Origin of the sequence: Streptomyces sp. NPDC037389, assembly GCF_040636475.1 — a bacterium.
GTDB lineage: Bacteria > Actinomycetota > Actinomycetes > Streptomycetales > Streptomycetaceae > Streptomyces > Streptomyces hesseae.
This window is the reverse complement of record NZ_JBEZUS010000026.1, coordinates 1-26576: the sequence shown is the minus strand read 5'-3', so window position 1 is coordinate 26576 and position 26576 is coordinate 1. Positions and strand designations below refer to the sequence as shown.

General features: G+C 69.2%; 19 protein-coding genes and 3 pseudogenes. 12 read left to right on the top strand and 10 right to left on the bottom strand.

Annotated elements, in window-relative coordinates; all coding sequences use genetic code 11:
- Positions 1 to 9: 9 nt before the first annotated feature.
- Positions 10 to 342 carry a hypothetical protein gene (locus AB0E98_RS32655; RefSeq protein WP_361709860.1) on the bottom strand — a complete coding sequence of 111 codons (333 nt, stop codon included), beginning with the start codon at positions 340 to 342 and terminating at the stop codon, positions 10 to 12.
- A gap of 129 nt (positions 343 to 471) precedes the next feature.
- Between AB0E98_RS32655 and AB0E98_RS32650 the strand changes: the two genes are divergently transcribed.
- Positions 472 to 693 carry a hypothetical protein gene (locus AB0E98_RS32650; RefSeq protein ID WP_361709858.1) on the top strand — a complete coding sequence of 74 codons (222 nt, stop codon included), beginning with the start codon at positions 472 to 474 and terminating at the stop codon, positions 691 to 693.
- Between the two features lie 27 nt (positions 694 to 720).
- On the opposite strand, the gene AB0E98_RS32645 is transcribed toward AB0E98_RS32650, so the two are convergent.
- Positions 721 to 4503 carry a Helicase associated domain protein gene (locus tag AB0E98_RS32645; protein WP_361709856.1) on the bottom strand — a complete coding sequence of 1261 codons (3783 nt, stop codon included), beginning with the start codon at positions 4501 to 4503 and terminating at the stop codon, positions 721 to 723.
- A gap of 142 nt (positions 4504 to 4645) precedes the next feature.
- Between AB0E98_RS32645 and AB0E98_RS32640 the strand changes: the two genes are divergently transcribed.
- The 4 genes from AB0E98_RS32640 to AB0E98_RS32625 all read left to right on the top strand — a co-directional run bounded on the left by AB0E98_RS32640 (position 4646) and on the right by AB0E98_RS32625 (position 9873).
- On the top strand, positions 4646 to 5551 hold the full coding sequence (locus AB0E98_RS32640) for a hypothetical protein (RefSeq protein WP_361709854.1): 906 nt from the start codon (positions 4646 to 4648) through the stop codon (positions 5549 to 5551).
- A 187-nt stretch (positions 5552 to 5738) separates the two neighbouring features.
- Positions 5739 to 6467, top strand: coding sequence for a hypothetical protein (locus AB0E98_RS32635; protein WP_361709851.1), 729 nt, complete (start codon positions 5739 to 5741; stop codon positions 6465 to 6467).
- A complete protein-coding gene (locus tag AB0E98_RS32630) occupies positions 6464 to 8758 on the top strand; it encodes an integrase (RefSeq protein ID WP_361709849.1) in 2295 nt (764 codons plus the stop codon). The genes AB0E98_RS32635 and AB0E98_RS32630 overlap by 4 nt, the downstream gene beginning before the upstream one ends.
- Positions 8755 to 9873, top strand: a complete 1119-nt coding sequence (locus AB0E98_RS32625; protein WP_361709846.1) for a hypothetical protein — start codon at positions 8755 to 8757, stop codon at positions 9871 to 9873. The genes AB0E98_RS32630 and AB0E98_RS32625 overlap by 4 nt, the downstream gene beginning before the upstream one ends.
- Positions 9874 to 10651: 778 nt before the next feature.
- On the opposite strand, the gene AB0E98_RS32620 is transcribed toward AB0E98_RS32625, so the two are convergent.
- Positions 10652 to 11056, bottom strand: a complete 405-nt coding sequence (locus tag AB0E98_RS32620; protein WP_361709844.1) for a TipAS antibiotic-recognition domain-containing protein — start codon at positions 11054 to 11056, stop codon at positions 10652 to 10654.
- Between the two features lie 422 nt (positions 11057 to 11478).
- Complete coding sequence (locus AB0E98_RS32615; protein WP_361709842.1) at positions 11479 to 12756, bottom strand: tannase/feruloyl esterase family alpha/beta hydrolase; 1278 nt, start codon at positions 12754 to 12756, stop codon at positions 11479 to 11481.
- A 214-nt stretch (positions 12757 to 12970) separates the two neighbouring features.
- On the opposite strand from AB0E98_RS32615, the gene AB0E98_RS32610 reads away from it, so the two are divergent.
- The 7 genes and pseudogenes from AB0E98_RS32610 to AB0E98_RS32580 all read left to right on the top strand — a co-directional run bounded on the left by AB0E98_RS32610 (position 12971) and on the right by AB0E98_RS32580 (position 20222).
- Positions 12971 to 14056: a sensor histidine kinase gene (locus AB0E98_RS32610; protein WP_361709840.1), complete on the top strand. Its 1086-nt coding sequence runs from the start codon at positions 12971 to 12973 to the stop codon at positions 14054 to 14056.
- Positions 14053 to 14694 (top strand): response regulator transcription factor, encoded by a 642-nt coding sequence (locus AB0E98_RS32605; protein WP_361709838.1) that lies wholly within the window; start codon positions 14053 to 14055, stop codon positions 14692 to 14694. Before AB0E98_RS32610 ends, AB0E98_RS32605 begins: the two co-directional genes overlap by 4 nt.
- 65 nt (positions 14695 to 14759) lie before the next feature.
- Positions 14760 to 14888, top strand: a pseudogene (locus tag AB0E98_RS32600) (transposase); the annotation flags it as partial.
- A 179-nt stretch (positions 14889 to 15067) separates the two neighbouring features.
- Positions 15068 to 15136 (top strand): hypothetical protein, encoded by a 69-nt coding sequence (locus tag AB0E98_RS32595; protein WP_361709903.1) that lies wholly within the window; start codon positions 15068 to 15070, stop codon positions 15134 to 15136.
- A gap of 259 nt (positions 15137 to 15395) precedes the next feature.
- Positions 15396 to 16808: an NF041680 family putative transposase gene (locus tag AB0E98_RS32590; RefSeq protein ID WP_361709900.1), complete on the top strand. Its 1413-nt coding sequence runs from the start codon at positions 15396 to 15398 to the stop codon at positions 16806 to 16808.
- A 704-nt stretch (positions 16809 to 17512) separates the two neighbouring features.
- Positions 17513 to 18541, top strand: a complete 1029-nt coding sequence (locus AB0E98_RS32585; protein ID WP_361709835.1) for a hypothetical protein — start codon at positions 17513 to 17515, stop codon at positions 18539 to 18541.
- A gap of 880 nt (positions 18542 to 19421) precedes the next feature.
- Positions 19422 to 20222, top strand: coding sequence for a maleylpyruvate isomerase family mycothiol-dependent enzyme (locus AB0E98_RS32580; RefSeq protein ID WP_361709832.1), 801 nt, complete (start codon positions 19422 to 19424; stop codon positions 20220 to 20222).
- A gap of 140 nt (positions 20223 to 20362) precedes the next feature.
- Here the strand turns inward: AB0E98_RS32580 and AB0E98_RS32575 are convergent.
- From AB0E98_RS32575 to AB0E98_RS32550, 6 genes and pseudogenes are all read right to left on the bottom strand, one after another.
- Positions 20363 to 20521 (bottom strand): annotated as a pseudogene (locus AB0E98_RS32575) (transcriptional regulator); the annotation flags it as partial.
- A gap of 226 nt (positions 20522 to 20747) precedes the next feature.
- Entirely contained in the window at positions 20748 to 21299 is a 552-nt protein-coding gene (locus tag AB0E98_RS32570; protein WP_361709829.1) for an XRE family transcriptional regulator, read from the bottom strand.
- A 3-nt stretch (positions 21300 to 21302) separates the two neighbouring features.
- Complete coding sequence (locus AB0E98_RS32565; RefSeq protein WP_361709827.1) at positions 21303 to 23423, bottom strand: helix-turn-helix domain-containing protein; 2121 nt, start codon at positions 23421 to 23423, stop codon at positions 21303 to 21305.
- A gap of 494 nt (positions 23424 to 23917) precedes the next feature.
- Complete coding sequence (locus AB0E98_RS32560) at positions 23918 to 24595, bottom strand: ATP-binding domain-containing protein (RefSeq protein ID WP_361709898.1); 678 nt, start codon at positions 24593 to 24595, stop codon at positions 23918 to 23920.
- A 54-nt stretch (positions 24596 to 24649) separates the two neighbouring features.
- Positions 24650 to 25036, bottom strand: a pseudogene (locus tag AB0E98_RS32555) (AAA family ATPase); the annotation flags it as partial.
- Between the two features lie 153 nt (positions 25037 to 25189).
- Complete coding sequence (locus AB0E98_RS32550) at positions 25190 to 26428, bottom strand: IS701 family transposase (protein ID WP_361709825.1); 1239 nt, start codon at positions 26426 to 26428, stop codon at positions 25190 to 25192.
- Positions 26429 to 26576: the final 148 nt, after the last annotated feature.

Here is a 26576-nt window from a genome sequence, read left to right as displayed (position 1 = left end):
TCCGCCCTCTCAGATGTAGGTGACGGGGTTACGGGACAGGTGCGGGCTCGGCGTGGGCCGGCCCACCCGTGCATCGCCGCGCAGCAGGTCGCCCTCGAGGGCATAGCGGTCCCCGTGCTTGGAGATCCCGGTGATCCTCGCGACCGCGAGTACCGTGCCCTCGGTGTTGATGATCTGCACCTCGTCCTGGGACAGAGCCCGGTCGGCGTTGAACTTCCAGATGCCGCGCCCTGCCTGCCAGGCTTCGTCCTCGGACATACCGGGACGCCATCCGATCGTGGCGCGTCCCAGCCCGTCGCCGGTGTCAGCGGGCCGCTCGGCTCCCAGCTGGATCTGCAGCACCCCGTCCACCCTCCCACCAGCGAACTCTTTAACTTGTTGCAAAGTTATCAGCGACTGGGAGACTTCGCAACAAGTTGAAGAGTTATCGGACCGACGAGCCCACCGCCGCCCAGGCAACCAAGGAGACACATGACCAAGGCCCACGCCGAGGTACTGCGCGGCGTCCGCGAGGGCACCTGCACCCCGTGCGGCACACCCCGCGCCGAGCTGGTCCACCTGCGGTTCACCCCCGACGCGAACATCCGCCGCAGCAGCGAATGCGGCGGCGAGACCCCACTGGGGATCCTCGTCTCCGCCCCACCGAGCGAAGTCACTCACCCCGGCATGGGTCGATGGAGGCGGCGGGGGTGATGGGGACGACAGGTGTCACGGCCCTGCTCAGCGCGGTGGGGCGATGGGCTCTGTGGGGTCGTGCGCCCAGAAGGCGGCGGTGACGCGCTGGACGAGGAGGGACTGGTCGCTCGGCGGGTCATCATCGCTGTCCACGGCGTGCGGCACGAGGACCCTGGTGCGGGCCACACGCCGTACGTCTTGTGCCATGAGCGGGCGCAGAACGTTGACGAGTTGCGTGGCGGTGCAGTTGGGGTCCGGCAGCACAATGGCGTCAAGGTCGCGGGGCAACGGGTTGTAGCTCCTGCATACGCAGCGGATGACCGGCTGGTCCTGTGCGTACCGCCCTGCCGGCGGATCGTCTTCCAGGAGGATCGCCGCGTCGAGCATGTCCACCGCCAGCTGCATGCCGAACTTCTGGGCCTCGCCCTTCGTCGCCAGTACGACCGCGACACGGCGCAGCCGGAGCCGTTCGATGATCTGCGCGGTTGCGTTGGCTTCGGTGGACCATTGCCGCGGACGCCGCGAGGCGGGGTTTCTGCGGACGCGGACCACCGCCAGCTGGCAGGGCGCCAGCAGTTCTTCGTCCTCCAGTGCCTGCCGGCTCGTCGGGACGATGTGACTCCCGAAGATCTTTTGTGCAGGCATGTGGACCGCCCAGTCCACGTCGCGTGCTTTGAGGCCGGGTGTCATCTGGCGGGGGATGCGTGGAGTGGCCGTCAGATAGATGCGCCGCCGGGCCAGGATGCGGTCGTCGTAGTGGATGCCGGCATAGGGGTGTTCCGGCGTGATGACGCCCTCTGCCGTGCGGTGCGCTTCTTCGACGACGAGGTGTCCCCAGGCAGGCAGGTCGTGGCGACGGTGGCTGTCGGCGACCAGTGGGGCATCTGCGTAGCGGGCGAACACCAGCGCTCCGGGCGGCTGCTGTCTGATCCAGTCGGCCAGATCGGTAGCGCTGGTCAGACGGGTACCACCGTGCGGGCCGAAGCCCAGGCCCGCCTGCGGCCTGTCGCCCACTTTCCGCCAGGTGGCGGCGGCTTTGCGGAGGTAGAGCACATCCGGGCCGAGGATCAGGCAGGTTTCGGGGGCGAGTTCAAGCACGGCGGACGCGATGGTGGTGGTCTTGCCTGCTCCAGCGGGCATGCTGATCAGCGTCCGGCGGCCGCCCCCGCCGAAGATCATCGGGGCCAGGCCCAGTGGCGGCTCGCTCTCGGCCGTCCAAAACACCGGGTCGTGCGCACCCACCAGCGCGGCAATGTCCTGGAGAGCCGGTTCCTCCCCAGCCGCGGAATTGCTCGTGACGGCAGCGGGGGTCTGTGTTGATGGAAGCGGTGCCGGCGGCGTCTGCGCGCACTGGGAAGCCGGTGTCCATTCCATGGCCAGTGCGTCCAAGGATGCGATCTCCTCGCTGCTGAGGGCACCTTGGCGGGCCTGGGCACGCAGGTCGGTGATCCATGGGCCTAGCGGGAAGCGTCGGTCGCCTTCGCCGGCGTGGAAGTCGGGCGGGACCTGCAAGTGGTGGTGCTGGCGGTAGAAGTGCCGGGCGGTGCGCAGGCCGCCTGCGAAGTGGTTGGTGGGGGTGCGACGGAGCGCCAGAGCCAGCGGGCTGTCCTTGAACGGCAGTGCCGCCAGTTGCTGGCGCTGCTCCTTGGCCAGGGTGGGGAACATGTCGAACTGTCGGTCGAGCCAGCGGGTTACGTGGTCTGCGTCGCCGGGCAGAGGGCCGAGGGTGATGACCGGAGGCGACGTGCTGTCGCGGACCCGTGCCAGGGTGCGCTGCCACGCGTCGGACCAGTGAGGGTTCCACCAGCGGTCGATGTCGCGCAGGGCACGTCGGTAGGGGTCGGGCAGGGTCCCTGCATCGTCTTGGCGGCGCTGCTGCAGGAGCCACTGCGCGAGAGGGCGGCGCTGGTAGGTCTCCTGCGCGTCGTGGGGAAGGAGGTGGCCGTGCTCGCGTGCGTAGGCCTGGGCGGTTTCGAGGAAGGCCTCGGTGCTGGCCGGGTCGTGGCGCCAGGTGATGTTGAAGGTGGCCAGTGCAGCGACGCGGGCGGCGGGCAGGTATCCGGCGGCTTTGAGGGCACGCTGATAGCCGAGCCAGCAGCCGAGATGAAACCCGTCGTCGGTGATGTGGTTGCTGGGGACGTCGAGATGCCCGTGTTCGGTCTGGAAGGCCCGGGCAGCGGCCATCCCGGCGTCCCAGATGTCCGGTTCGGGTTCCATGATGCGCAGCATCAGATGGGGGGCGATCTCCAGGGCGCGGGCAGGGCGGATGGCGTAGTCGGGGGTGGAGATGAGCAGGCGGCGGCCGCTGATCGGCAGGCGGTAGAAGTAGTGCTCGTCGTAGGCCCGCAGCGCGATCATGACGTGGTGGAGCAGGTGGTAGGGGGTGCCGAAGGTTGCTTCTTCGGGTCGCTGGCCGGGGCCGAACAGAACAGGGATGATCAAGGTGGAGAGCTTGTTCATGCCGGGGCCGATACGCAGGGCCCGTCCGATGGCCTGGATGATATCGATGGTGGACTGCTTGGGGTCGGCGAACAGGACGGAGTCGGCCAGCGGGAAGTCGACGCCTTCGACGCACAGGCGGACGTTGCACAGGACGCGGAGCTCGGCGAGCGAGTCTTCGGGCCCGGCGGTGGGGGCTTGCCCGAAGTGGCTCATGCGCTCGCGTCGCACTGTCCTTGACTGTTTGGAGTGGACGCTGGACACCCACAGGCCGTCGGCGTGCCCTCCGGGGATGGCGGCGGCGGTCTGTGGGAGGGTTTCGGCGAGGGCTTCGCACTGCGCGATGCTGCGGCTGAAGGAGACCGCCCGCTGGATGTGGTGGTCCTCGCGGGCTTTGAGCAGGGCCAGTTGGGCTGCGGCGACCCGTGCGGCATCGGCCTGCGGCGTGCGGCCCCGCTTGGTGCGGCTGGTGAGGAAGGCGCGCAGCTGCGGCTGGTGGATCTCGGGGGCTGCGATGCGGTAGTCGGCGAGTCTGCCTTCGTGGATGGCTTCGGCCAGGGAGTAGCGGTAGGCGACGGTACCGAAGAGGGACACATCGTCCATGGAGGCGATCGGCTCGGTGACGACGCCCCGGTTGACGTCCCAGATGCGGGGTGTGGCGGTGAGGTAGAGCCGGTGACGGGCGGGGATGACCGCGTCGTCGTGGATGGTGCCCCAGGCCTTGCTGCGCGCTCCGGCGGTGCGGTGGGCTTCATCGACGACGGCAATGTCCCAGCGGGGCAGTTGATGGTCACGGTGGGCCAGGCGGAGCTTCTTCAGGGCGGCGTAGGTGGCGAAGACGTTGACCGGACCGTCGGCCTCTCGCACGGCCTGGGCCAAGCGAGACGGGTCGCTTGTCATGGTGAGGATGCCGTCGAGGACAGGCTCGCTGGCCTGCGGGTCGGAGCAGACACCGAGGTAACGGCCCGGGCGGCCGGCGGTGTACCAGACGCGGGCGGTCTGGTTCAGCAGGTCCAGGGTGGGCAGCAGGGTCAGGCTGCGGCTGTTGGCGGTGATCTCGTGGGCGATGTGGACGGCGAGGTGGGTCTTGCCGGTACCGCACGGCATGATCACCTGTTGTCGCGAGCGTCCCATCGCGAACGCGTTGAGCACACAGTCCGCGGCATCACGCTGACGGGTCCACAGCTTGCTGGACAGGCGTCCGCCGGGAAGATCAAGCTGCACGGGCCAACTCCGCAGTTCTGGCAGGTCAGTGGGTCTGCCAGAAGATTGCGCAGCACAACGACCGCGCACTGCCCGCCCGCGGTGTTGCCACACGATCAGGTGAACCGCTGTACGAAACCGGCCTGTTCGGTGTTCACGCGCGAGGTAACTGTGCAGGTACAGCACAGGTGACGGCTGCGCGGGGCCGATCTGTGTGCAGGACGGGGGTCGTATGGTGTGGGGCCGGAGTCTGGCACGCGTGTTGGTGCGGCGGGCCGGCCGTGAGTCGAACTGCTCGCTGCTGTGGCGTGTAGCGGCGGCCCAGGGGGTGGATATCACCTTCCTGCTGGACGAGTTGGGCGAGGGAGAACCGGGGCAGCAAGCGGTGCAGCCGCATCTGGCCGAGGTCTTCTTGAGCACTCCGGCCGCCGAGCGGCTCGCGGCGATGCTGAATGTGGAACTGCCGAGGCTGCAATGGGCGCTGCCTCATCTGCGCCCGACCCACCTGCTGCCCGGGCAGCAGGCCCGGTGGGAATGGCCGTGGTATCCGATGGAGCACTATCTGATCCCGGCCTGCAGCCGGTGTGTGGCGCTGCGCGGCGGCGGGTGGGGGCCGATCTGGCTGGTCTGGCCCGAGTCCTGGAAGATCTGCGACCGGCATGGCCAGTTCACCCATGTACGTCAGCCCGGCTCCGGCGTGGAGTTGGCCCCGCTGTCGCAGGTGGCGCGGGCGCACCGGCAGCACCAGCGGTTCGCACGCCGACACGGACCCGTCGGGGCGTACTTGGCCGCGGACGCGTTCGCAATCACCGGCTGGTGGTGGCGCACGACGGTCGTGGAGTGCTGGGCACGGCGGGCACATCGCGCCGGGCGGCCGGAGGGAGACCTGGAGACGGCGTGGCTGTGGATGTACCCAGAGGCCGTCGCAGTGGCCCGCGCGCTGCTGGACTACGAGCGGCAGCGCGCGATGCGGCCCGGCGGGCCGTGGGCAGCGGCCGAGGCGCAACTGTTGGAGCGCCTGGGGCAGCTGGCTGCTGCGCTCGAGCTGCCGTCCGGGAAGTGGCAGATCCCGGTGACACAGTGGTTGCACCAGCATCACCGGTGCATGCCGCCGATGGCCGGGCCGGGCCGGCCGGTGACGGCGCTCATCCACGCCGACGACGAACAGCAGCGGTCCCTGGCCGAGCGGTGCTGTCTGCCCTGGGACTGGAGCGACCCGTCCGTGCCCGTGTGAGGCCGGCTCGGCAGCGCCCGTTGCCGCCCGCGGACCACATCTGCGCAGGTTCGGGCTGGCGTTCGCCATGCCCTTCATTCGGGTGATCGGCTACTCGGTGGCTGCGGGCACCACCCTGCTCGGCGGATCATGGAACGGGTCTGCCTGAGGCGGCCTCTGTGCAGCGAGCTGACGGAGGGGGACGCCCATGCCGGATGCTCCCCCCAACCAGCAGACGATCACCGTCTGCTATCTCGACCGGTTCGGGCGTCGGCGTGAACTGCCGGTGGAGCAGGCCGCTCAGGTGCCGTTCGAGGAACTGGCGCCTCTGCAGATGCCGGTGCCGTATCCGGGCCGGCAGTCCTTCGTCACCAAGGCCTGGGCCTCGGCCACCGGCCAGTCGCTGGCGTGCGGTTCACTGCGCCAGCAGCGCTGCGCAATGCTGCTGGACCGGGATCCGGAGGTGGCCGCGCGCAGCGCCGTGCCGATGGAGCTGCACTGGACGTGGGACGGCGGCGTACAGAGCTTGCGGCCGGACTTCGTCGCCTTGCGGGCGGGGCGGCGGGAGGTCATCTGTGTGCAGCCGGAGGAGAGCACCGACGGTTGGCGCGCTGGGCAGGAACTGCTGGCCCGGGCCGCCTCGGTGGCTGGCTGGCGGGTGCGCGTCATGCGGCCGCCGGATGGTGTGGAGCTGGACAACCTGATGCTGCTGTACGCCGTCCGCAGCCCGCAGTGGCTGTCCCCGGACGATGCCGAGTCACTGGCCCGCCACTTCACCTCGGCGCGCACCATCCGCTCCGGAGTGCGCGCGGCGGGCCTGCCCACGTGTGCGGGCGTGGACCTGGCCTATCACCTGATCTGGAAACGGCGGCTGCACACCGACATGACCAGGCTCCTGACGCCGTCGTCGACGGCATGGCTCGGGGAGGACGGATGACCGCACCGCACGGCGCGGCACCGGACGGCGCCGACACCCTGGCCCTGGGCGACATCATCACCTTCAGCGGAGCGCGCTGGCTGGTGACCGCCTTTCACGGTCCGCGGGTCTTCCTCACCACGCCCGGAGACACCACAGCCGAGCCTTTGATCATCCTCCAGCCGGTGCTGACGTCCGCGAAGGACTTCGCGGTCCTGAGCCGTGAGGCTCCCCGCACGGTGGTCGCCCATCGCGGGCACGAGCTGAAGGCCCTGCCCGCCGCGCTGCGCCGCGAGGTCACCCGGTGGGAGCGCATCGTGAAGGAGGTGCTGCACCAGCAGGCCCCGAACGTGCCGGCGACCAGCCGGCCCAAACCCGCCTTCGACCCGGAACGGCATCCCCTCAGGCAGCGCTACCGAACCAAGGCCGACCAGTTGACCGCGGCCGGCTGGCCGACCTCACCCGCCACCGTCGAGCGCAAGTGCCTCGCCTGGCGCAAGGAGGGCCTGCTGGGGCTGATCGACCGGCGTGGCCAGCGCGCCGCCTCCGCGCACGGACGTGTCGACCAGCGGGTGATCGACCTGGTGTGGGAGACCCTGGACGGCGAACGCGAAGCGGGGCTGTCGCCGGGCACCCTGTCGCGGCTGATCGGCCGTGTGCAGCAGACGGTTCGGGTCCGCTATGCACGTGAACTCGCCGACGCCGATGCGGCCACCCTGTCTGCGCTGCTGCCCAGCCAGGCCACGTATTACCGGCTGCTGCAGCGTCTAGGGATCACCGCACACAATGCGCATGTGGTCGCGGCCCGGCGTGCGGCCGGCCCGCCGCTGTCGGTGACCCGGCCCGGCAGCCGACGGGCGACCACGGCACGGTGGCCCGGGGAACTGGTGCAGATCGACACCACCGGACTGGATGTCCTGGCCATTGGTGACGACGGGCAGGTCATCTCGGTGGAACTGACGATCGCGATCGATGTAGCCACCCGCAGCATCGTCGGTGCGCTGATCGTGCCCAAGCGGTTTCGCCGCACTGCCGGTGCGGGCCGGTGGCTGAGCGGGCGGGCCACCCGCAGCTTCGACACGGTGCAGGTCGTGGCGCAGAGCACCGCGCCGCTGCCGGTACGGCCGGGGTGGGCCCCGGAAACCTTTATGGACGGCTCGGATCTTCCCTTCGCGGAACTGCTGGCCGCCGATGAGCGGTTCGCCGGTGCGGCCGCCAGGCCGGTCATCAAGCCCGAGACGCTCGTCGTCGACCACGGCTCACCGTTCGTCTCCGCGGACTTCACCCGCTCCTGCAACTCCCTGGGCATCGAGGTGCGCGAGGCCCGGCTGCGCACCCCCGTCGACAAGGCGATCGTCGAGCGCGCCATGCTGGCAGTCAAGACCGGTTTCAGCCAGCACCTTGCCTCCTACACCCATCACCGTCTGGACCTGCGCGGCAAACACGTCCGCAAGCAGGCGCTGTGGACGATCGCTCGGTTGCAGGAGCTGTTCGAGCAGTGGGTGGCGCTGCACTGGCAGCAGACCCCGCACGGTGCGCTGCGCAGCCCGTTCACCCCGGGGCTGAAGCTCACCCCGAACCAGATGTATGCGGCGCTGATCTCGCTGCGCGGCTATCGGGCCACGGCTCTGACCGAGGGCGAGAACCGCAAGCTGCTGCCGACCGTGTGGGTGCGCATCGACCGCAAGGGCTTCCAGATCAACAACCGCACCTACAACCTGGACAAGGGGGCCCTGGATCCCTTCCGCGGCTCCTCCGGGCTCGCGGCCTTTCAGGGGCGCTGGGAGGTGCACTACTCCCCCAATCAGCCCGAGGTCGCCTGGCTGTTCGACCACCGGGCCGACCCGGATGGCGACCCGTGGGTGGAGGTGCCCTTCATCCACCGGCGCCTCCTGCGCGACCGGTGGACCGAAGAGAGCTGGGAGCAGGGGCTGCAGGTCCACTTCGCCGCCGGCGGGCACCGCCGGGACGAGGCGGCCATCGCCCGGGCCACACAGCGTCTGCTGTCCAAAGCCGCCGATGGGCCGGGGCCCGACGACGAGCCCGCTGTCTCTGCTCGTTCCCTGCCCGCGCCCCGTCGCCGAACGGTGGCGCCCAAAGAGCCCTATGCCGCCGGGATGCCGCCGCTTGATCCACAATCGGTGCGGCCTTTCCGCCGCCTCGATCGCCCCGCTGCACAGCTGTTCACCGCCGGCGAGCCCGCACAGGACAGCGGGCAGAGCGTCGATGCCTTCCTCGCCTCGCTGCCCGAACTGAACCCGCCCGCCGACGGCGAGAGCGTCCCAAGTGACCAGCAAGGAGAGGACCGTTGACAGCCCCGGTACGTGATCCGCAGTCCCCGCCCGCTCCCCCAGCCCCGCCGGCCCCCGACACCGCCGGCCCGCCGACCACCCTGCTGGGATGGCGCACCCGCCTGCGGCAACCGCCCTCCCAGCCCCCGCCCCTGGTTCCGCTGCCGCCACAAGACCCCTCCTGCGCCGACAGCGAGGAGGAAAGGGAGAACGACCCCCGCGTCCGCTACCACGCCGACCTCGGCCTGATCGAGACCACCGACATCCAGCGCGGACTGCACCTGGCACGGCGGATACTCCGGCGAAACGGCGAACCCCGCCAGCCCGGCCCGCACATCGCCATCGACAGCGACTACCGCGGCACCGGCAAACGCACCCTGCTGCACCACATCGGCATGGGCCACCAAGGGCGCCGCGAGAAACTGCACGGCATCGACGACACCCGCATCCCGGTCGTCTGCATCAACGCCCCGCCCACCCCCGGCACCCCGGCCGACTGGTCCGCCGCCCTGGCCACGTTCCTGGGCTGGGACCTCTACCGCACAGGCACCGACAGCCGGCCCGTGCAGCGCATGAAGGACTTCACCGGGCCCGCCGTGCACGTGATGCGCACCCACCAGGTGGAGGTGTGCCTGGTCGACGGGATCGACCGGCTGCGCACCGAGGACCTGCAGCCCACTTTCGACTTCTTCGACTACCTCGCGGACGAACTGAGCCTGACCATCTTCTGGAGCGGCATCGGCTCCAGCGACATCCTCCGCGAAGCCCGCACCGCCCGCTTCCCCGCCCTGCGCCGCACAAGCGACGCCGCGCCGCTGCGCCAGCGGGCCGTACCCACCTTGTGGGTCAACCGGCTGCCGCCCCGCTGCCCCGAACACCCCGACGAGTGGCCCCGCGCCCTCGCCAGCTTCGGCGGCCGACTCCAGCTGTGCCACCACCGGCCCGGCAGCCTCCTGGAACTCGACAAAGAGCTCTACGAGATCACCGACGGGCTCATGGAGAACCTCACCCCGCTGCTCAGCACGGCCGCGCAGATCGCCATCCTCGACGGCACCGAAGCGATCACACCCGAGGTCCTGTACGACGCCGCCCGCTACCTCGATCTCCCCGCGGCCGCAGCCGACGACAGGTGGTAGCAGACCCAAAAACCGGCTGCCTTCACGCGCGCTCCAGCGTGTACCCCTATACAACAGCCCCCGACCACATAGGAATTCTCATTCCATCTGCTGCCATCTCATCCAACATGCAGCACTACAGGTCAACCCCTACTCCAGGGTGCACAACTCCCGTCCAAACGAACCTCAATAACTTGAAGCGCCCCAGCTCACAGCGGTGCCTCTACATCAAGAAGACTGAGAACGCATACACGCCTGATCGGACGACTCCAGCCGGGCCCGCGACCTGCGCTCCACACGGCCCTCCGCCCGCGCCGCCTCCAGCCACCGCCACACCGTCCGAACACTCACCCCACCGACCTGAGCACCCGCACGCACATGCGCCGTCGTCAACGCCCCAGCCGCATCGAGCGCCATCAGCCGCGCCACCAACCCGGCCTGGACTCCCCCACCCCACCCACGCCCTACCGCCGCGGATACCGACACCCACCACCGTGCAGCCGCGCAGGCCTCGGAAGAATCAGAAGTACCGTTCCCAAGACAGTGGAGGTGAGTGGGGTGTACCGGCCTGCGACAGCCGTACCCGCTGCAGATACCGCTCTACGGCAGTGCCCCCGCCCGTCCTCAGCACCCGACCAGCGAAAACACCTCGACCTGACATACCGTCACTGACACCAACCCACTGACACCAACCCAGCACATCGCAACTCGGAGGAACAGACCGGCGTTCACGTGGGCGCCGAACTGAGCGGGGTTGTGGTGGTGGGGGACGGTCCACCACGAACCGGGCGTCAGACGACTACGCGGAGGTCCCGGAGGCCGCCCTGGAAGCGAAACCGGCCCCCCGTTCAGCAAATATATTCATCGCCTCGCCCAGGAATTCCACCATCCTAGGATGGTAAGAATCATGGAATTCTCTCATGGCATCGTCTTCTGCATAGAAGAGCGCCATTCCGATGTAAGCCTCCCTGGTAGGGACGTAAAATCGGCAGGCTATGTCAAAATGCCTGAGAACGAGTTCCTGAATTTTCCGGTCTCCGGGCAGGGAGCCGTCCAGGCAAGCCGCGATCTCCCTGTACAGCACGTCCCAATCCTGGTGGACCTGATCCCTGTCCACGTGCTCCCAGTGGTTGGTCTCGGCGAGGCTTCTCGCCTGCTCTCCAGCCAACGAACGGCGACACTCATCTTCGTACTGATTCTCCATGGCGCCAATTCTCGTGATTCTTACGCCTCTTCAGTGGATTCCTCAAGAGGCGGCCAGCATGCCGGCACTGGCCGGCTGCCGATTCAGGCGGAACAGTGGCACACACCCGCCGAGTCGGCAAGCTATTTTTCGCTCTACTCGTCCGCCACCCCTCAGGCAAGCACCGACCGATTCGGGGAGGGAGGCCAAGCGGCCGCCGGTGAGAACCTGGTCGCCGACGCGAGGTTCGGTGGGCGGCAGTCTGCCGATGCCGCCAGGCGGGCCAGGTGGAGGGCGGGCTGGGGTCGCGGGGGCGAGGTCGCGGGGAGCGGTCAGGCGCTCGGTCGAAGGTCTCCAGGAGCGCTGCGTGCCCGCGCTCGCGGGCGGGTGCCACCGGGCGTCGGTCGCCCGGGGTGCTTTCCCATGTCCGGAGATTGCTGCCGTCAGGAGGTGGAGGTGGGTCGGGTCCAGCACTCGAGGTCGCTCAGGGCCTTGGTGAAGGAGCCGAGCATCGGGCGCAGGTGGTCCTTGTCGAGCAGGACGAGGCCGTCGGTGTGTGCGCCGCCCGGCACCGTGATGTAGCGGTGCAGGCCGGCGCGTCCGGCGTCGGTGACCATGCGGTGGTAGGCGTCGCCGAAGGCGGCCGGCGGGGTGAGGGCGTCGAGGCTGCCCTGGATGCTGATGAGGGGGCGGCGGATGTTTCCGGTGAGGGAGACCCGTTCCACGGCCTCGTGCACGGCCCGGGGGCGGGAGGCGAAGTCGTAGTCGGTGTCGCAGCCGGCACCGGTGCCTGCCGGACAGCGGGGGGTGCCCGCCTGGGTGGGGCCGTCGTAGTCGGGGTCGAGCTCCTCGCGGATCACGCGCTGGAGGAGGTCCCACTGCTTGTCGTAGTGCCAGCCCCACTGGGGTTCGGAGCCCTTGGGGTAGCCGGCGGCGAGGATGGCGGCCTGGGCGCTCCGGTCGCCCTTGTCGTAGCGGGGGTAGGCGCGCAGGGCGGGCGGGAGGGTGGCGAGGAGGCCGCCGTCGGGGGTGAAGGTGAGGGCGTTCCAGTCGAGGCCGCCGGTGTAGAGGTCGGGTCGGTGTTCGAGCTGCCAGCGGACGAGGTAGCCGCCCGCGGAGAGGCCGGCGGCGTAGGTGAAGCGCGGGCTGCGGCTGTAGTGCCGACCGGCCACCTGCTTGGTGGCGACGGTGAGTTCGGTGACCCTGCGGTGCCATTCCAGGATGGCGTCGCCGGGGCGGTCCCCGTCCTTGTAGATCTCGGGGCCGGTGTTCCCCTTGTCGGTGGCGGCGTAGGCGTATCCCTTGGCGAGGACCTGGTCGCTGATGATCCGGTCGTTGGCGTACTGCCTGCGCAGTCCCGGCGGTCCGGCGACGACGAGTCCGCCGTTCCAGTGGTCGGGCAGCCGGATGACGAACTGGCTGTCGTGGTTCCAGTGGTGGTTGGTGTTGGTGGTGGAGGTGTCGGGGAAGTAGCCGTCGATCTGGACGCCCGGGACGCCTGACGGGGTCGTGGTGCCGGGAGCCTCCAGGCCCGCCCAGTCGTCCGGTTCCGTGTGCCCGGTGAGCCGGGTGCCCGTGGTGGTCAGATCGGTGAGGCGGGCGGAGACGGTGTATTCGGCGCCGGGGACCTTGATGTCGGCGGGTTCGGTCCGTGCGGCCGCCGGGGATGTCAGGACGGTTGCCATCAGCAGGGGTGCGATGGCGAGGGAACGCAGCTGCATGAGTCCTCATCTCGTGCGGTGGTGATGCCGAGAAATCTAGGAACCGCAGGTCATGAAGGGTAAGTGCGCAGCGGCAGGGGTGTGCGGGGCCGGAGGGCACATGACCTTCGGCCACGCTCCGCACTCCGTGGGCCGCGTGGTGCGGACGGGCGCGTGGGTCTGCGTAGGCTGCGGGGACCGTGTGTGTGCACGGGATTTCCGAGGAGGTCGTCCGATGCCGCGTCCCGTGCCCTGGATACCCGCCGTCCTGTACGGGGCGGTGCTCGCCGGGGGCCTTTACTACGCCGCGATCGGTCCGGGTTTCGACGCCCGCACCGGCGGGTTCGCGGCGCTGCTGTGTGCGCTGGCGGTCCTCGACGGGAGGGTGTGGCGGATCCCCGAGGGCGCCGTGTTCGTCCTCAGGGCGGTGCTGCTCTGCGCAGTGGCCGCGCTCGACATTTCGGGGCTCTCGCGGGTGCTGTTCGTGCTGGTGCCGTTCCTGGGGTTCTTCGCGTTCGGGCCGGCCGCCGCCGTGTGGCTCGGTGCGGGCTGTGTGGCACTGCTGGCGGGCGCGTTCACGCTGTGGGTGCCGGGCTGGGCGGTGCGCGCCGAGTACATCTCCGACCTGCTGATGTTCGCCCTGGGCGTCGTACTGGCGCTGGCCACGGCGGCGGTTGCCGTGCGGGAGCGGCGGGCCCGCGGGCGGCTGGAGGACACCCTCGCGCAGGTGGCGCAGTTGTCGGCGGCCCGCGAGCGCAACCGGCTGGCTCGCGAGATCCACGACAGTCTCGGGCACCATCTGACCGCGATCGGCATCCAGTTGGAGAAGGCCGAGGCGTTCGCCTCCCTCGATCCTGCCGCCTCCGCGCAGGCCGTGTCCCATGCCCGCTGGTCCGCGAACCGGGCCCTGGACGAGGTGCGGGCCTCCGTGCGCACCCTCGGCCCCGAGGCGGAGTCCGAGCCGGTGGGCCTCGCCCGGACACTGGCCGACCTCGTCCACCACCTGGACGGCGGCGCCCGCCGGATCTCCCTGGACGTGTCGGGCGTCGAGCGGCGACCGCTGCTGGTGCTGTACCGGGCGGCGCAGGAGGGCCTCACCAACGCCTGCCGGCATTCGGGCGCGACCGAGATCGGCGTGCGGGTCCGCTACGACGACCACGGCGCGAGCCTGTGCGTCACGGACAACGGCAATGGCCTGGGCGGGGCCGAGGAGGGCTTCGGCCTGGCCGGGCTGCGGGAACGCGTCCGCCTGGCCGACGGGACGCTGGAGCTGTCCAGTACGGACCGGGGCACCGCGCTCACGGTGGGGGTGCCGTGGTGAACGGTCCCGTGGCGCGGGAGGGGGCGAACGTACGCGTCCTCGTGGTCGACGACCAGGACCTCGTCCGCGAGGGCATCGCCGCGCTGCTCGGCATCCAGCCCGGCATCGAGGTGGTGGGCAGCGCGCGCGACGGTGCCGAGGCCGTGGACGTGGCCGGGCGGTCCCACCCCGACGTGGTGCTGATGGACGTCCGGATGCCCGGCATGGACGGGGTGGCCGCCACGGCGCTGCTGCGTCGGCAACTGCCCGGCTGCCGGATCGTGATGCTGACGACCTTCGACGACGACGAGTATGTCGGCCGGGCGCTGAGGGCGGGGGCGGTCGGTTACCTGCTGAAGAACCTGCCCGCGGCGGAACTCGCCCAGGCGGCCCGTCTGGCGCACGCGGGTGTCGCCCAGTTCGATCAGACGGTCCTCGCCGCGCTGGCCGCCAGCACCCCCGCTCCGGACCTGCTGACGCCGCGGGAGACGGAGGTGCTCCGTCTCATCTCCGCGGGCGCCACGAACAGGGAGATCGCGGCCCGGCTGTACCTGAGTGAGGGCACTGTCAAGAACCACATTTCACGTGTGCTGAGCCGGCTGAGCCTGCGGGACCGGACCCAGGCCGCGCTCTACGCACGGGACAACGGGCTGATCTAGAGATCTTTAATGGCTGAGGTTACCGGCTGGGTGACAGCTGACGCGGTGTTCGCCATGCCTGAGGTGTGAGGTATCCCGATGGTGGTGGGCTGACCGTGGAGGAACGGGCCCGTCGTGAGCAAGTGCGGTTCGCTGCTGCTGAATTGATCGATGCCGGTGCCAGCGACCGGGAGGTGGCCCGGTGCTTCCGGGTGACGCGCATGTCGGTGAACCGGTGGCGGCGGGCCCTGGCCGCGGGCGGCAGGCAGGCCCTGGTCTCGAAGGGGCCCGGTGGCGCCCGCTGCCGGCTCACCTCTGACCAGCTGCGATTACTGGAGGGCGAGCTGGATGCCGGGCCGGCCGCGCACGGCTGGGTGGAGGACCGTGCTGGACCTTGGCCCGTATCGCTGAGGTCATCCGCCGGAAGTTCGGGGTCGAGTACACCCTAACGGATGCGCAATGAGCTGCTGGTCGAGTGGATGTCCGAGCAGGGGCTGAGCGCCGCCGGCCTGGCCAAGGCGCTGAACGCACAGATTGGCGCGGTGACCGGCCGGGTGGGCAGGCTCGCACAGGCAGTCGAACGGGGTCACTCACCCGGGAGTTCGGAGCACGCCGGCAGCAGTCCTCGCGTGATCCTTCGTGCTGATCCAGAGCACGGAAGTTCACCGGCTTCAGGGCCGCTGTTGGAGGTGAGTCTGCTGCACCACGATGTCCGGCAGGAAATGTTCGCGGTGACGTCTTGCTTCCGGGAGGACCTATCTGACTGCCTGACCGCGCGTGGGAGCGTGCTGTTCGAGCTGGTGGACGCGCTGCTGTGTGCGGATGGGCCGGTTACGGCGCCGGTGGACCTGGCGCTGGTGGCCGAGTACCGGCGTGGGCACGTCGCCATGTACGACGCGTTGAACCGCGGGAACGTCGATGTGCCCCGGCTTCGGCAGGTACTGGCAGGTCTGCCCATGCCACAGGCCGCCGACGGGCGCCTGGTCCTCGCGGTCGGCATCAGCCACTGGCTCCGCCCCGACGCACCGACCAGCGCCAACCGCCTGTTCTGCCACGTCTACGGCCGCAACGGCCAGTCCTCGGACCAGTTCATACCCGGCTGGCCACACTCGTTCGTCGCCGCCCTGGAATCGGGCCGGACCTCCTGGTGCCGGCTCATGGGCGCCGTCCGCATCGGTCCCGAGGACGACGTCGCCGAGGTCACCGCTGCACAGGCCCGCCGGGCGGTCGAGGACCTCATCGACATGGGTCGGTGGCACCTCGGCGACCGGGACATCCTTATCGTCTTCGACGCCGGGTACGACGCCCCGCGCATGGCCCACCTCCCGCGGGGCCTGCCTGTGGAGGTCCTCGGCCGGATGCGCTCGGACCGGGTGATGCGCAAGCCGGTCCCGGTGCCCTGGATCTCCGCGCCCCAGGGCGGACGTCCGCCGAAGCACGGCACGGAGTTCCGCTTCGCCAAGCCGAACACCTGGGGCGAGCCGGACGCGGCCACCACGCAGCTCACCGACCGGTACGGCACCGCCCGCGCGATGGCCTGGGACCGCATCCACCCTCGCCTGACCACCCGCTCCGCATGGATCGACCACACCGGAGAACTCCCCGTCACCGAAGGCACGCCGATCCGCCTGGAAGTCGACCGCCTGCCCGGCGGCAACGACCCGCTGCCCCTCTGGCCGTGGTCATCCGCCACCGGCCTGACTAGCGAGGACGTCGACGTGCGCTGGCAGGCGTTCCTGAGGAGGTTCGACCTGGAGCACACATTCCGGCTGATGAAGCAGACCCTGGGCTGGACCCGACCGAAGCTCCGCACCCCCGAAGCCGGCGACCGCTGGACATGGCTGATCATCGCAGCCCACACCCAACTCCAGCTACTCCGCCGGGCCGCAGTCGACCTGCGGCACCCCTGGGAGAAGCCCGCCGAGCCCGGCCGTCTCACCCCCGCCCGGGTCCGCCGGGGGTTCCGGCACCTCCGCCCGCACCTCGTCTACCCGGCCCGTGCACCCAAACCCTCACGACCCGGTCCCGGACGGCCACTCGGCTCGAAGAACCGACGGCCCACCACCCGCTATGACGTGGGCAAAACCGCCAAACGACCAGAGAACGTCACCGAACGCGACCGACTCAGACCATAAAAGACAAGCTAAGCCGCTTCACAAGTTGCCGCGGTCCGGGGAGCGCCTCGGTGGTCCACGCATCGTCCAGGCCGTGGGCAGCGGGCTTCCCACTCGGCACCGGCTCTCCCGACCGCAAACCGGTAACCTTTGCCACCACCTGCACCCATCGAATCCAAAGCAAGATCACTGAAGTGCCTTCGAAACGAAGACTCCGGCCCGCAGTAGCGCCTACGAAACCACCAGAACCGGCGCCGTACCCGGCCCCCGGACGAGGGTGTTGTCGGTCAGCTGCTCCTTCCGTGCTGCGATGTGCAAGGTGAACGACCTGGCCCGGCAACGACGGCCGGGGCGCCGGACGGGTGCGGACGGGGCCACGAGCGGGTCCCGGACCATGTGTACGCAGCGCGGCCGTCACGTTTGGGCCATGGGGTCCGTGTGGGGCCGCGGCGCGGAGAGGGCTGCGCAGGACGGTGAGCGGAATTCCACGGGGTGGGAAGGCGCATCGAGCGTCCTGTGGCAGGTCGCGCATGCGCCGGTACCCACACTGGCGCGAACACCCCCTCGGCAGCCTCCGGGCCGGCCGCCCCACCCTCCTCAGCTACCGTCTCGCCGCATGCGGATGAAGCCGCTCTCCGGCCTCCCCGGCCTGAATCCGAAGGTGCCCACGCCCCTTGGTGGACGCTCTTATTTTTCGCTGAGAACGTTCCTCTAGCGTCTCGTTCATGATGACGCAACGTGGTGCAGTCGGATCTGTTGTCCTCACGGCCGTGGCCTTGACGGCCACCGTCGGGGTGACCGCCGCGGCTCCCGCCCCCGGCAAGGCCGCCGCCTCGGTGTCCCACGGCAAGGTGACGGACAATCTGTACATGTCGCTCGGCGCATTCGAGGATGCCACGTCCGGCGAGGACCCGAAGGTCAAGGCCATGATCGACCGTACGGACATCGGCGGCGTACAGGTGGTGGTGCCCTGGAAGGCCCTTGAGGGGAAGAAGGGGGAGTACAAGTGGTCGCGGCTGGACAATGCCCTGAAGTATCTCCAGGAACGCCACAAGAAACTGTTCGTCCAGGTTCAGGACCGGTTCTTCGATGTAGCCATGAAGGACGCCAACGTTCCCCAATATGTGAAGGACGAGGGCGGCGTCGCGCCGACGGTCGATGAGAACCCTGACAACCCCACCACCCACGGGGCCATGGCCGCGCAGTGGAACAAAGAGGTGCGAGCAGACTTCCAGGCCATGCTGAAGGCGATGGCGGAGAAGTTCGACGGCAGGCTCGCCGGGGTGAACCTTCCGGAGACCGCGGTCGAGATAGACACCAAGAAGGATCAGACCAAGTACACCTCGAAGTCCTACATCGATGCCGAGATCGACAACATGCGCTACGGCAAGAAGGTCTTCACCAAGACGCAGTTCATCCAGTACATCAACTTCCTGCCGGATGACGACGACCACAAGCGCATGAAGGAGATGTTCGACCTCGCCAGGGACAAGAAGATCGGCATCGGAGGACCGGACACCCTGCCGGACCGGAAGTACCAGATGGAGAACTCCTACAAGTTCCTCCACGCATACAAGGATGCCCTTCCCCTCGTCGCGATGGCCGTCCAGGAACCCGACATCAACGCCAAGGACCCCAAGACCGATAAGCCATACACCCGCGAACGGTTCACGGACTTCGCCCACGACTACCTTGGTGCGCGCCACATGTTCTGGACCACCGAAGCAGACTGGCTGCAGAAGCCCGCAGCATGACACATGCACGAGTGCGGCTACTCAGACCCGTGTGAGTGACCGAGCACTCCCGGGGCGGCACAGCCTCGCGATGCGATCACCACATGACCAACGGGAATCGCGCAGCAGAGCCGCCCCCGGACCCGAAGCAGCCCCGGCCGCTCCCCTTCCTGGAGGGGCGGCCGGGGCCTGCCGCGGAACGGGCGCGGGCCGGCACCTGAGGCTCTGGCGGGCGGGTGCCATGCCGTATGCGGCGGGGCGTCCGGCGCAGCGGTGTCCGGTCAGCAGGCTCTCACCGGCCATGTCCATCCGCCGACGCCACGACCAGGACTGGCCCAAAGCTCTCAGACCACGTCACCGGCGAGAACTTCTCACGCTTTGTGTCAGATTCCCGCTCCGGCACCCGGCCCCAAAGCCGCGGGCGGCGTCAGACGAGGGCCGTCCTGTGAGCGGAGCAGCGTTCGCCGGGACCGCGGCATGCGATTTTTGCTGGTTGGCGTGTGGGTCGGGGGCGGGGAAGGCACGGCCGTGGCGCGGCGGGTGCGGTGAACAGGCCCAGGGCTGCGGGTGCGTCGAGGCGCTCGAGTTCGCTGGCCAGACCTTCGGTGAGGTGTGCCTCAAGATGGGCGGCCCCGTCGGCGGTGGCCCCGCTGACAGCCAGTACCAAGCGGACGCCGGTCAACTCGCGCAGGACGCAGAGAGCTGCTCGGTTCGTTCGCCGAGGAAGCGTCGGCCCGGGCCGGCAGGCGCCGAGGCTGCGCTCACCGCTGGCCCGCAGCCCCCTCACAGCCCCATTGCCGTGGCCCTGGGCACCCGTACTCTGCAGGCCTTGTGGGAAGCTGCGTCGAAGAGGTCTGGCCGCCCAGGTCGCCAGGCCGGCGAGTTCAGAAAGAGCGTAAACATGAGCAGCACGGATCATTCGGGTTGGGATTCCGGCCCCGCCGCCCATCGGGATGCCATCGCGGCGGAGAGTGCCAGATTCGTGGAGGTGGTCCGGGACGCCCGGTTGTCGACGTTGGTGCCCGGCTGCCCGGGCTGGACGCTCACCGACCTCGTCCGGCACACCGGCAGCGTGCAGCGCTGGTTCTCTGTCCTGCTCCGCCGGCTCGTCCAGGAGCCGCCTCGCAGCCGCGAGGTGGAGCTGCACCTGCCAGAGCACGAGGACGGATACGCCGACTGGCTGGCCGCGAGTGCGGCCGAAGCCGCGAGCACCTTCGCCGTCACCGACCCGGATGCCCCGATGTGGGCCTGGGGTGCCGACCAGCACGCCAGGTTCTGGATGCGGCGGATGCTGTTCGAGACCCTGGTACACCGCTCCGACGCGGAACTCGCCCTCGGCCGACGGCCCTCGATCGACCGTGGCCTCGCGGCCGATGGTGTGGACGAGTTCCTCGTCAATCTGCCCTTCGCCGCGTTCTTCGCCCCCACGACAGCCGCCCTGCGCGGCAACGGTGAAACCCTCCGCTTCCGCTGCACCGACACAGACGGCGACTGGCTGGTTCGCCTGCGGCCGGACGACTTCGGTGTCGAACAGGGACCCGGCGGCACAGAGGCAACCGCATCCGCTGATGCGACCGTCGAGGGAGCCGCTGCGGACCTGCTGCTGCTCCTGTACGGGCGTCTCGACCGCAATGCGGAGGCCTTCCAGGTGACGGGGAACGAGGAACTGCTGACACGTTGGTTCACCAACTCCGCCTTCTGAGCCCGCAGGGCAGGTCAGGCCCAGGGCGCTGCGGACAACCAGGCGACCGGCCAAGGAGCCACCGCCCCGCGCGGACCGACCGCAGATCTGTTGAACGGAACGGAACCACCGACACAGAACCCGAAAACCTACAACGGCGGCTATGCGGCGGAGTCGACATTGGTGCAGTACTCGTACTGGCCCCACTGGCTGCCGAGGTCCGGGAGCACATCAGTGGTCCACACGTCGTCCAGACCCTGGTAGTCGCCGGCGGCCCAGGCACCGACGATCCTGCCCCAGCAGCGGGCCCGCATCGACTTCCTCGGTGATGTGAGCCGCCATCTGCGTCAGACCGCCGTGGAAGAGTAGTCCCCTCTCTCCCTCCCCGCCCCCAAGGCGGGAGAGTCCGCTTCACGTTCCAGCCACTGCCGACGCCTCAGGCCGAGCCAGCCTGTGGAGACCATACGCGACAGTCTGCATGTCTTTGTGACGGATATCGCGCTTTGGCTCATGGCGGGTGAATCACTCGCCAGCGCCTTTCCTCGTTCAGAACGAGACGTCGAAATAGTCAATATTCGTGAACGCGACTTCGAGGCCTGCGGCGCGGTTTCCTCCGTCTTTGAAGTACACCTCTTGCAGTCCCTCGGCGACGATGTCACGCATCTGCTGGTCGCTGGCCCCTTGCTCCTTGGCGTCGAACAAGCGTTGTGCGTAATGCGGGGGAAGGTGCACGGTCAGGCGGCGGAAGCGCCCGTCGTCGGTCGTCCCGATCGGCGCGGTGTAGCCGAACTGCGCCCTGGTCTCGATCGTGATGCCGGTGGTGGCGGCCTGTCGGCGGCGGCGCTTGCGGATCCGCGGCTGCCAGCGAGCGCGGACGGCCGCATCCAGGCGGTCGGTGACGTCCTTCGGGGGCCTTTTACGCTCGCCGGTGCGGTACCGCTCCACTGAGCGTTGGGTGACTCCGAGCTCCAGGGCGACGGCCTTGGTTGTCTTGAGGCGCTTGATCAGGAAGTTCACGCGGGCCTGGACGGATTTTGGCGGCTCGCGGGTGAACGCTTCCTGGTCGGCGCGCTCGATAGCCTCGTCGATGTCCCCCATGGCTTACTCTCCCGCGTCCAGTGATGCGTCGTGGCCATCGCCCTTGATGTGGCGGGCCGGGTTGAGGCCCTGCTCCATCAGGTCGACTGCCCAGGACATCTCCTGCACACCCTCCACTTTCGCCAGGCCCGGGGTGGGGCCGAGGCGGAAGGCGCCGGGCTGCGGCTTGCCCGAGGCGGCGTAGGGCAGGAAGGCCAGCGGCGAGCGGCCCGGCGAGGGGTAGACGACGCAGTCCGACAGCACCGCCAGCGGGTACAGCCCCGTCATCCTGGCCATGTTGGCGAGCTTGCGGTGCATGTTGACCCGAGCCTTGGAGATGACGGCGGCGCGGATGTCCGGCCGCCAGGTCGGCCGCTCCAGGGCCGGCCATCTCTCGCCGTCTTTGTAGTGGCGACCCTGCGGGCGCTCGCGAAGCTTGCCCACGCCGCCCTTGACGGTGGCCTTGATGGCGGCGAGCACTGCGGCCAGGCCGGGGTCGGCCTGCTTGTGCCGTTCCATCGCCGCGAGAAATTCCGTGTCGTCCAGGTCCTTGGTGACGCCCAGATCCGCGAGGGTGTCGATGTAGGCGTTCTTGAGGCGGTCGTGCCACGGGTCCAGGTACGCGCCGGTCTCCCGCCTCAGGAACGCCTCGAGGGGCTGGACGTTGTAGCCGAGCTCCTGGGCGTAGGCGATGGTGTGCGTCTGGTACCAGGCCGGGCTCTGCGGTCGCTTGCCGGATGGCGTGAACGGGCTCGGCAAGCGCGGGTCCAGTTCAACGTGGGACAGGTCCACCAGCCAGGAGCCGGGGAGCTTCGGGTTGAACTGCGGCTGATGGAAGTGATCGGGGCCGGACAGGCCGACGACAAGGCGGGCTGCGGCCGCGAGGAACGCGGTGTTCAGGTCCAGGCCGACCGCGAAGGGCAGCAGGCACTCCTGATCGGTCAGCAGGTCGACGTCGCGTACCCATTGATACGCCTCCTCGTCCAGGAACCCGCCTTTCCAGCCGGAGCTCACGACTACGGGATGCTCGGGAGTGGCCTCCGGCGGCGCCGGGTCCATCGGCCCTGTCCCCAGGCTGCCCGGGTTATGGCCGGAGGTCCAGTTCCCGGTCGCCCGGTCCTGCATAGCCCGGGTCGGCGGGCGCAGCGCGGTCATCAGCTCCAGGCCCGAGACGGCGGTGGAGCCGCGGGGGGTGATGACGCGCTGGGCGTAGGCGCCCAGGATCCGGGCGATGTCGGCCGGCTCCATCTCCGCGACACCCGGCCAGGAGCGGGTGTCGAGCGCGTCCCAGGAGAGGACGGCCAGCTGCACGCACTGGCGTTGGCCTGCCTGAGCGGGGCGGTAGATCCGTGCCCACGGCCCGAAGCCGCGCTGCGTCAGCTTCCACTTCGCCTTGGTCACCTGCTTGACCACGGGGTGGTCATCGTCCAGGCGCAGCGAGCGGCGCTGCTCACGGCCCTCCAGTCGCTCCGGGAGACCGAGCTTCACAGCAGCTGCCGCGGTGAGCACGATCAGCGGGTCGGAGTCCTTGCCGTTGCGGTGCAGGCGTGGCGCGCCGAGCCCGGATTCCTTCAGGGTCCACTCCACCAGCTCCGGGATGGTGTTCGCCGGGCAGTCCAGCACGATGCCGTCGATGCCGTAGGCGGAGCCGTCGCCGTCCAGGACCGCGAGCGGCCCGTGCGGGTACGGCTCGATGCTGGTGGCTGTGGCAGTGCGCTGGCGTGTGGGACGGCGTGACGATGTCGGCCGTGCAGTAGGGTGCTCCGGCTCCTGCGCTGCCTGGATGGCGGGGGCCTGGGGCATGGCCATCCTCTCCGCCCCGGGCGAGGACGGGCCGGCCGATGCTTCCCGGAGTGGCTGTGGTGGCGTGGCAGCGGGCGTGGAGGTGGTGCCGGGCTTCGGGTGTTTTGCCGCCCAGCCGTTCAGCAGCCGCCGGTACGCCGACAGGCGCGGCTCCTTCGGCTCGGAGCGGCCGTTCTCCCAGTTCTTCACCGACTGCGTCGTGGTCTTGAGGGCCTGCGCCAGACGGGTCTGGGTGATGCCAGCGGCCTCTCGCAGCCGGGCACGCTCCGCCGGGGGCGGAAGCTGCGGCTCCTCCGTCAGCAGAGCGTCGACAGACGCGAACAGCTCTTCCTCAGTCGCCAATGTCTCTACCTCCTCCCCCGACACTAGCAGCCTTTACCCTCTCATTTAACCCATCCTTTTAACCCGTTCGAAGGAATGGGGCGTCTGATCGATGAGGTAGCAGGAGATGGTGCGGGTGAAGTCGGCCGGGCTGAATCCATCCGGCACTTCGGCGTTCTCGCACACGGGACGCAACTGGGAGTCAGGGCGCACTCAAAGCCTCATCCTGCACCCCACGGCAGCCCAGCATCGGCCACGATGGACCCTTTGCGCTCAGCGCCGGCCTCAGAAGCGCTCCCGATACCGGCCAGATCATCACCAGCCTGGTACAGCAGAGCACAGAAGTACCAGACCCCGCGGTGCCTCCCTCAGCCTTCCCATCCGAGGCGGAGTCCTGGGACCCCGCCGACTGCAGCGCCGGGCAGCCGCATCCGGGGCTTCGCGCGAAGACTCAGTGGTGTCCGATGAGGGGCTGGATCTTCCGGTCCACGGAGACAACCAAGCCTGGCGACTGGTCAATCCCCGGTCAGCTGTCCAGCGAGGGGGCGGTGGCGGGCCCGCGGCATGGCCAGGGCGCGTCGGGTGATGCGGTGTTCCAGGGCAGTGTGGCGTAGTCGTATGCGGGTGTTGGCCAGGGCGCGGTGGACGGCATCGGGCTGGCCGATGAGCATGACGCCTCGGCGTGCTCGGGTGACGGCGGTGTAGAGGAGGTTGCGCTGGAGGAGTCGCTGGCCGGCTGAGGCGGTCATGGGGATGACGGCGTAGGGGTATTCGCTGCCTTGGGATCGGTGGACGGTCAGGGCGTAGGCGTGCAGGAGATCGGTGAAGGGGTAGGGCACGGTTTCGCCGTCGCGGAGGGTGACGGTGAGGTGCTGGCTGTCGGTGTCGATAGCGGTGACGGTGCCGGTGGCGCCGTTGAAGACGCCGTGCGTTCCACGGTGGGGCTGGTTGCGAATCTGCAGGACGCGGTCGCCGAGGCGGAAGGTCTGCCCTTCGTGATGATGTTCGGGTTTTCCGGGGGCTGGTGGGTTGAGGCGGGCCTGCAGGCGGATGTTGGGATCGAGGGTGCCGGCGGCATGGCGTCGGGCGGGGCACAGGACCTGGATGTCCTGGGGCGTGATACCGAAGTGGTGGGGGATGTGGGTGGCGACGAGTTCGGTGACGTGTTCGGCGATGCGCTGGGGGTCCTCCATGGGGCGGCAGCCGAAGACGCCGGGGCTGGCCTGAGGTGGCAGGCCGCTCAGGATGCGGTGGGCGTTGTCGACGATGGCGGTGCTGCCGTCGTCCTGGCGGAAGACCTGGGTGAACCGGGTGCGGGGGATGGCGGGTACGGCCAGGAGGTCGCGCAGGACGCGGCCGGGGCCGACGCTGAGGAGCTGGCCGGTGTCGCCGACGAGAAGGAGGTGGCAGCCGCTGGGGATGGCAGCTGCGAGTTTGGCAGCGAGCTGGATGTCGAGCATGGACGCCTCGTCGATGACGATCAGGTCGGCGTCGGCCAGAGGGGTGTCGCGACCGAAGAGGGATTCACCGAGGGTGGGCTGCTTGAGCAGGCGGTGGACGGTCATAACAGTGTGACCGGCGGCCTCTTCAAGGCGATTGGCAGCCTTGCCTGTTGGTGCGGCGAACGCCACATTGGCGCCTGCCGCGAGCGCTAGTAGGACTTCGTTAGGTTGGGTGAGGTCTGGGCTGGCGGTTTCTGCGGGTGGGGATGGGGCGTCGGCAAGTAGGGCAGGTGCCGGCCCAGCACGCCAGCAGGCTCTGCATGGCTTTCAGCGCCTGGAAGAAGCTCAGGGGCTGGTCAGCACTTTTGGGTTGAGTCGCCTGAGGGTGAGGAATGCGTGGGCGGCAGTCACGAGGGTGACGTGGTGGCACCAGCCGCGCCAGGTGCGGCCTTCGAAATGGTCCAGTCCCAGGCCGCTTTTCATCTCCCGGTAGTCGTGCTCGATCCGCCAGCGGATCTTGGCGAGCTGGACCAGGTGCCGCAGGGCCGTGGCCGGTGGCAGGTTCGTCAGCCAGAAATTGGCCGGTGCCGGAGTCCTGGCGGGCCACTCCGCCAGGAGGGTCTCCAAAGGGAGGACGCCGTCCCAGGCATTGCGGCCTCCGCCGGCTTCGGTGGCCGCGGCCCGGGCCGCTTTGCCCGCGCATCGGACCTGCAACACCCGGAATCGCGAGCGCATCGGACCACGGGAGCCCTGCCGCCAGGTCACATACCTCAGGCCTGCACGGCCGGCCGCCAGGACATGGTCTGCCAGAGGCCGGGCGCGAGTGCGGTAGCGGGGCAGCGTCGGTGGGCCCAGGCCGCCATAGGCCGGCTGGAACGGCTCCGCGGCCCCCTCGTGCGCGATCTCGTCACCGCGGACCATGACGACGTAGTCGAGTCCCCGCTCACGCAGAGCATGGCGGAAGGCGGCCGACTGGCCGTAGCCGGCGTCGGCGACCATCGGTCTCCTGGCCAGGCCCCACCGGCTGAGTACGTCCAGGATCTCCAGCGCCAGCGTCGCCTTGGACACGTGCCCGGCCTCTTCGGGCATCCGGCAGCGGGCCCGGCGCGGATCGCCACGGTCATCCCACTCCGGAGGCAGGAACAACCGCCACGTCAGCGGACAGGAGGCGGCATCGGTGACCGCGTGGACGCTTACTCCCACCTGACAGTTCGCCCGTTTCCCCACAGCACCGCAGTACTGCCGGGCCACCGCCACGGAATGGCTGCCCGACTTCGGGAAGGACGTGTCGTCCACCACCCATGCCCGCGGGCCGATCGCCCCGGCCATCTTCCTTGCGATCGCCCGCAGCACCGAGACGTGGTCCCACGGTGACTGACTGACGAACTGCTGCAGAGCCTGCATGTTGCCGTCCGGAAGCCGCCCAGCCATCGGCTGGACAGACTTGCGCCGACCGTCGAGCATCAGGCCCCGCAGATAACACCCACCCCATCCGCGTTGGTCCCTCCGAGGAACCGACACGAACACCTCATCGATGAACTCAGCCAACTTGTCACGGAGTTGCGCAACCGCTCCGGCGTCCATCCCTCCAACATGCTCGCCAAGCAAGCACCTGGCAACCAACCTAACGAAGTCCTACTACTGAGGTTTTCGTTAGTTCTGTGGGTGCAGGGGCTTCAGTAGTGTGAGGATGCCGGTGTGCCTTCTGAGCCTGCGTCTGTCGTTTCCGAAG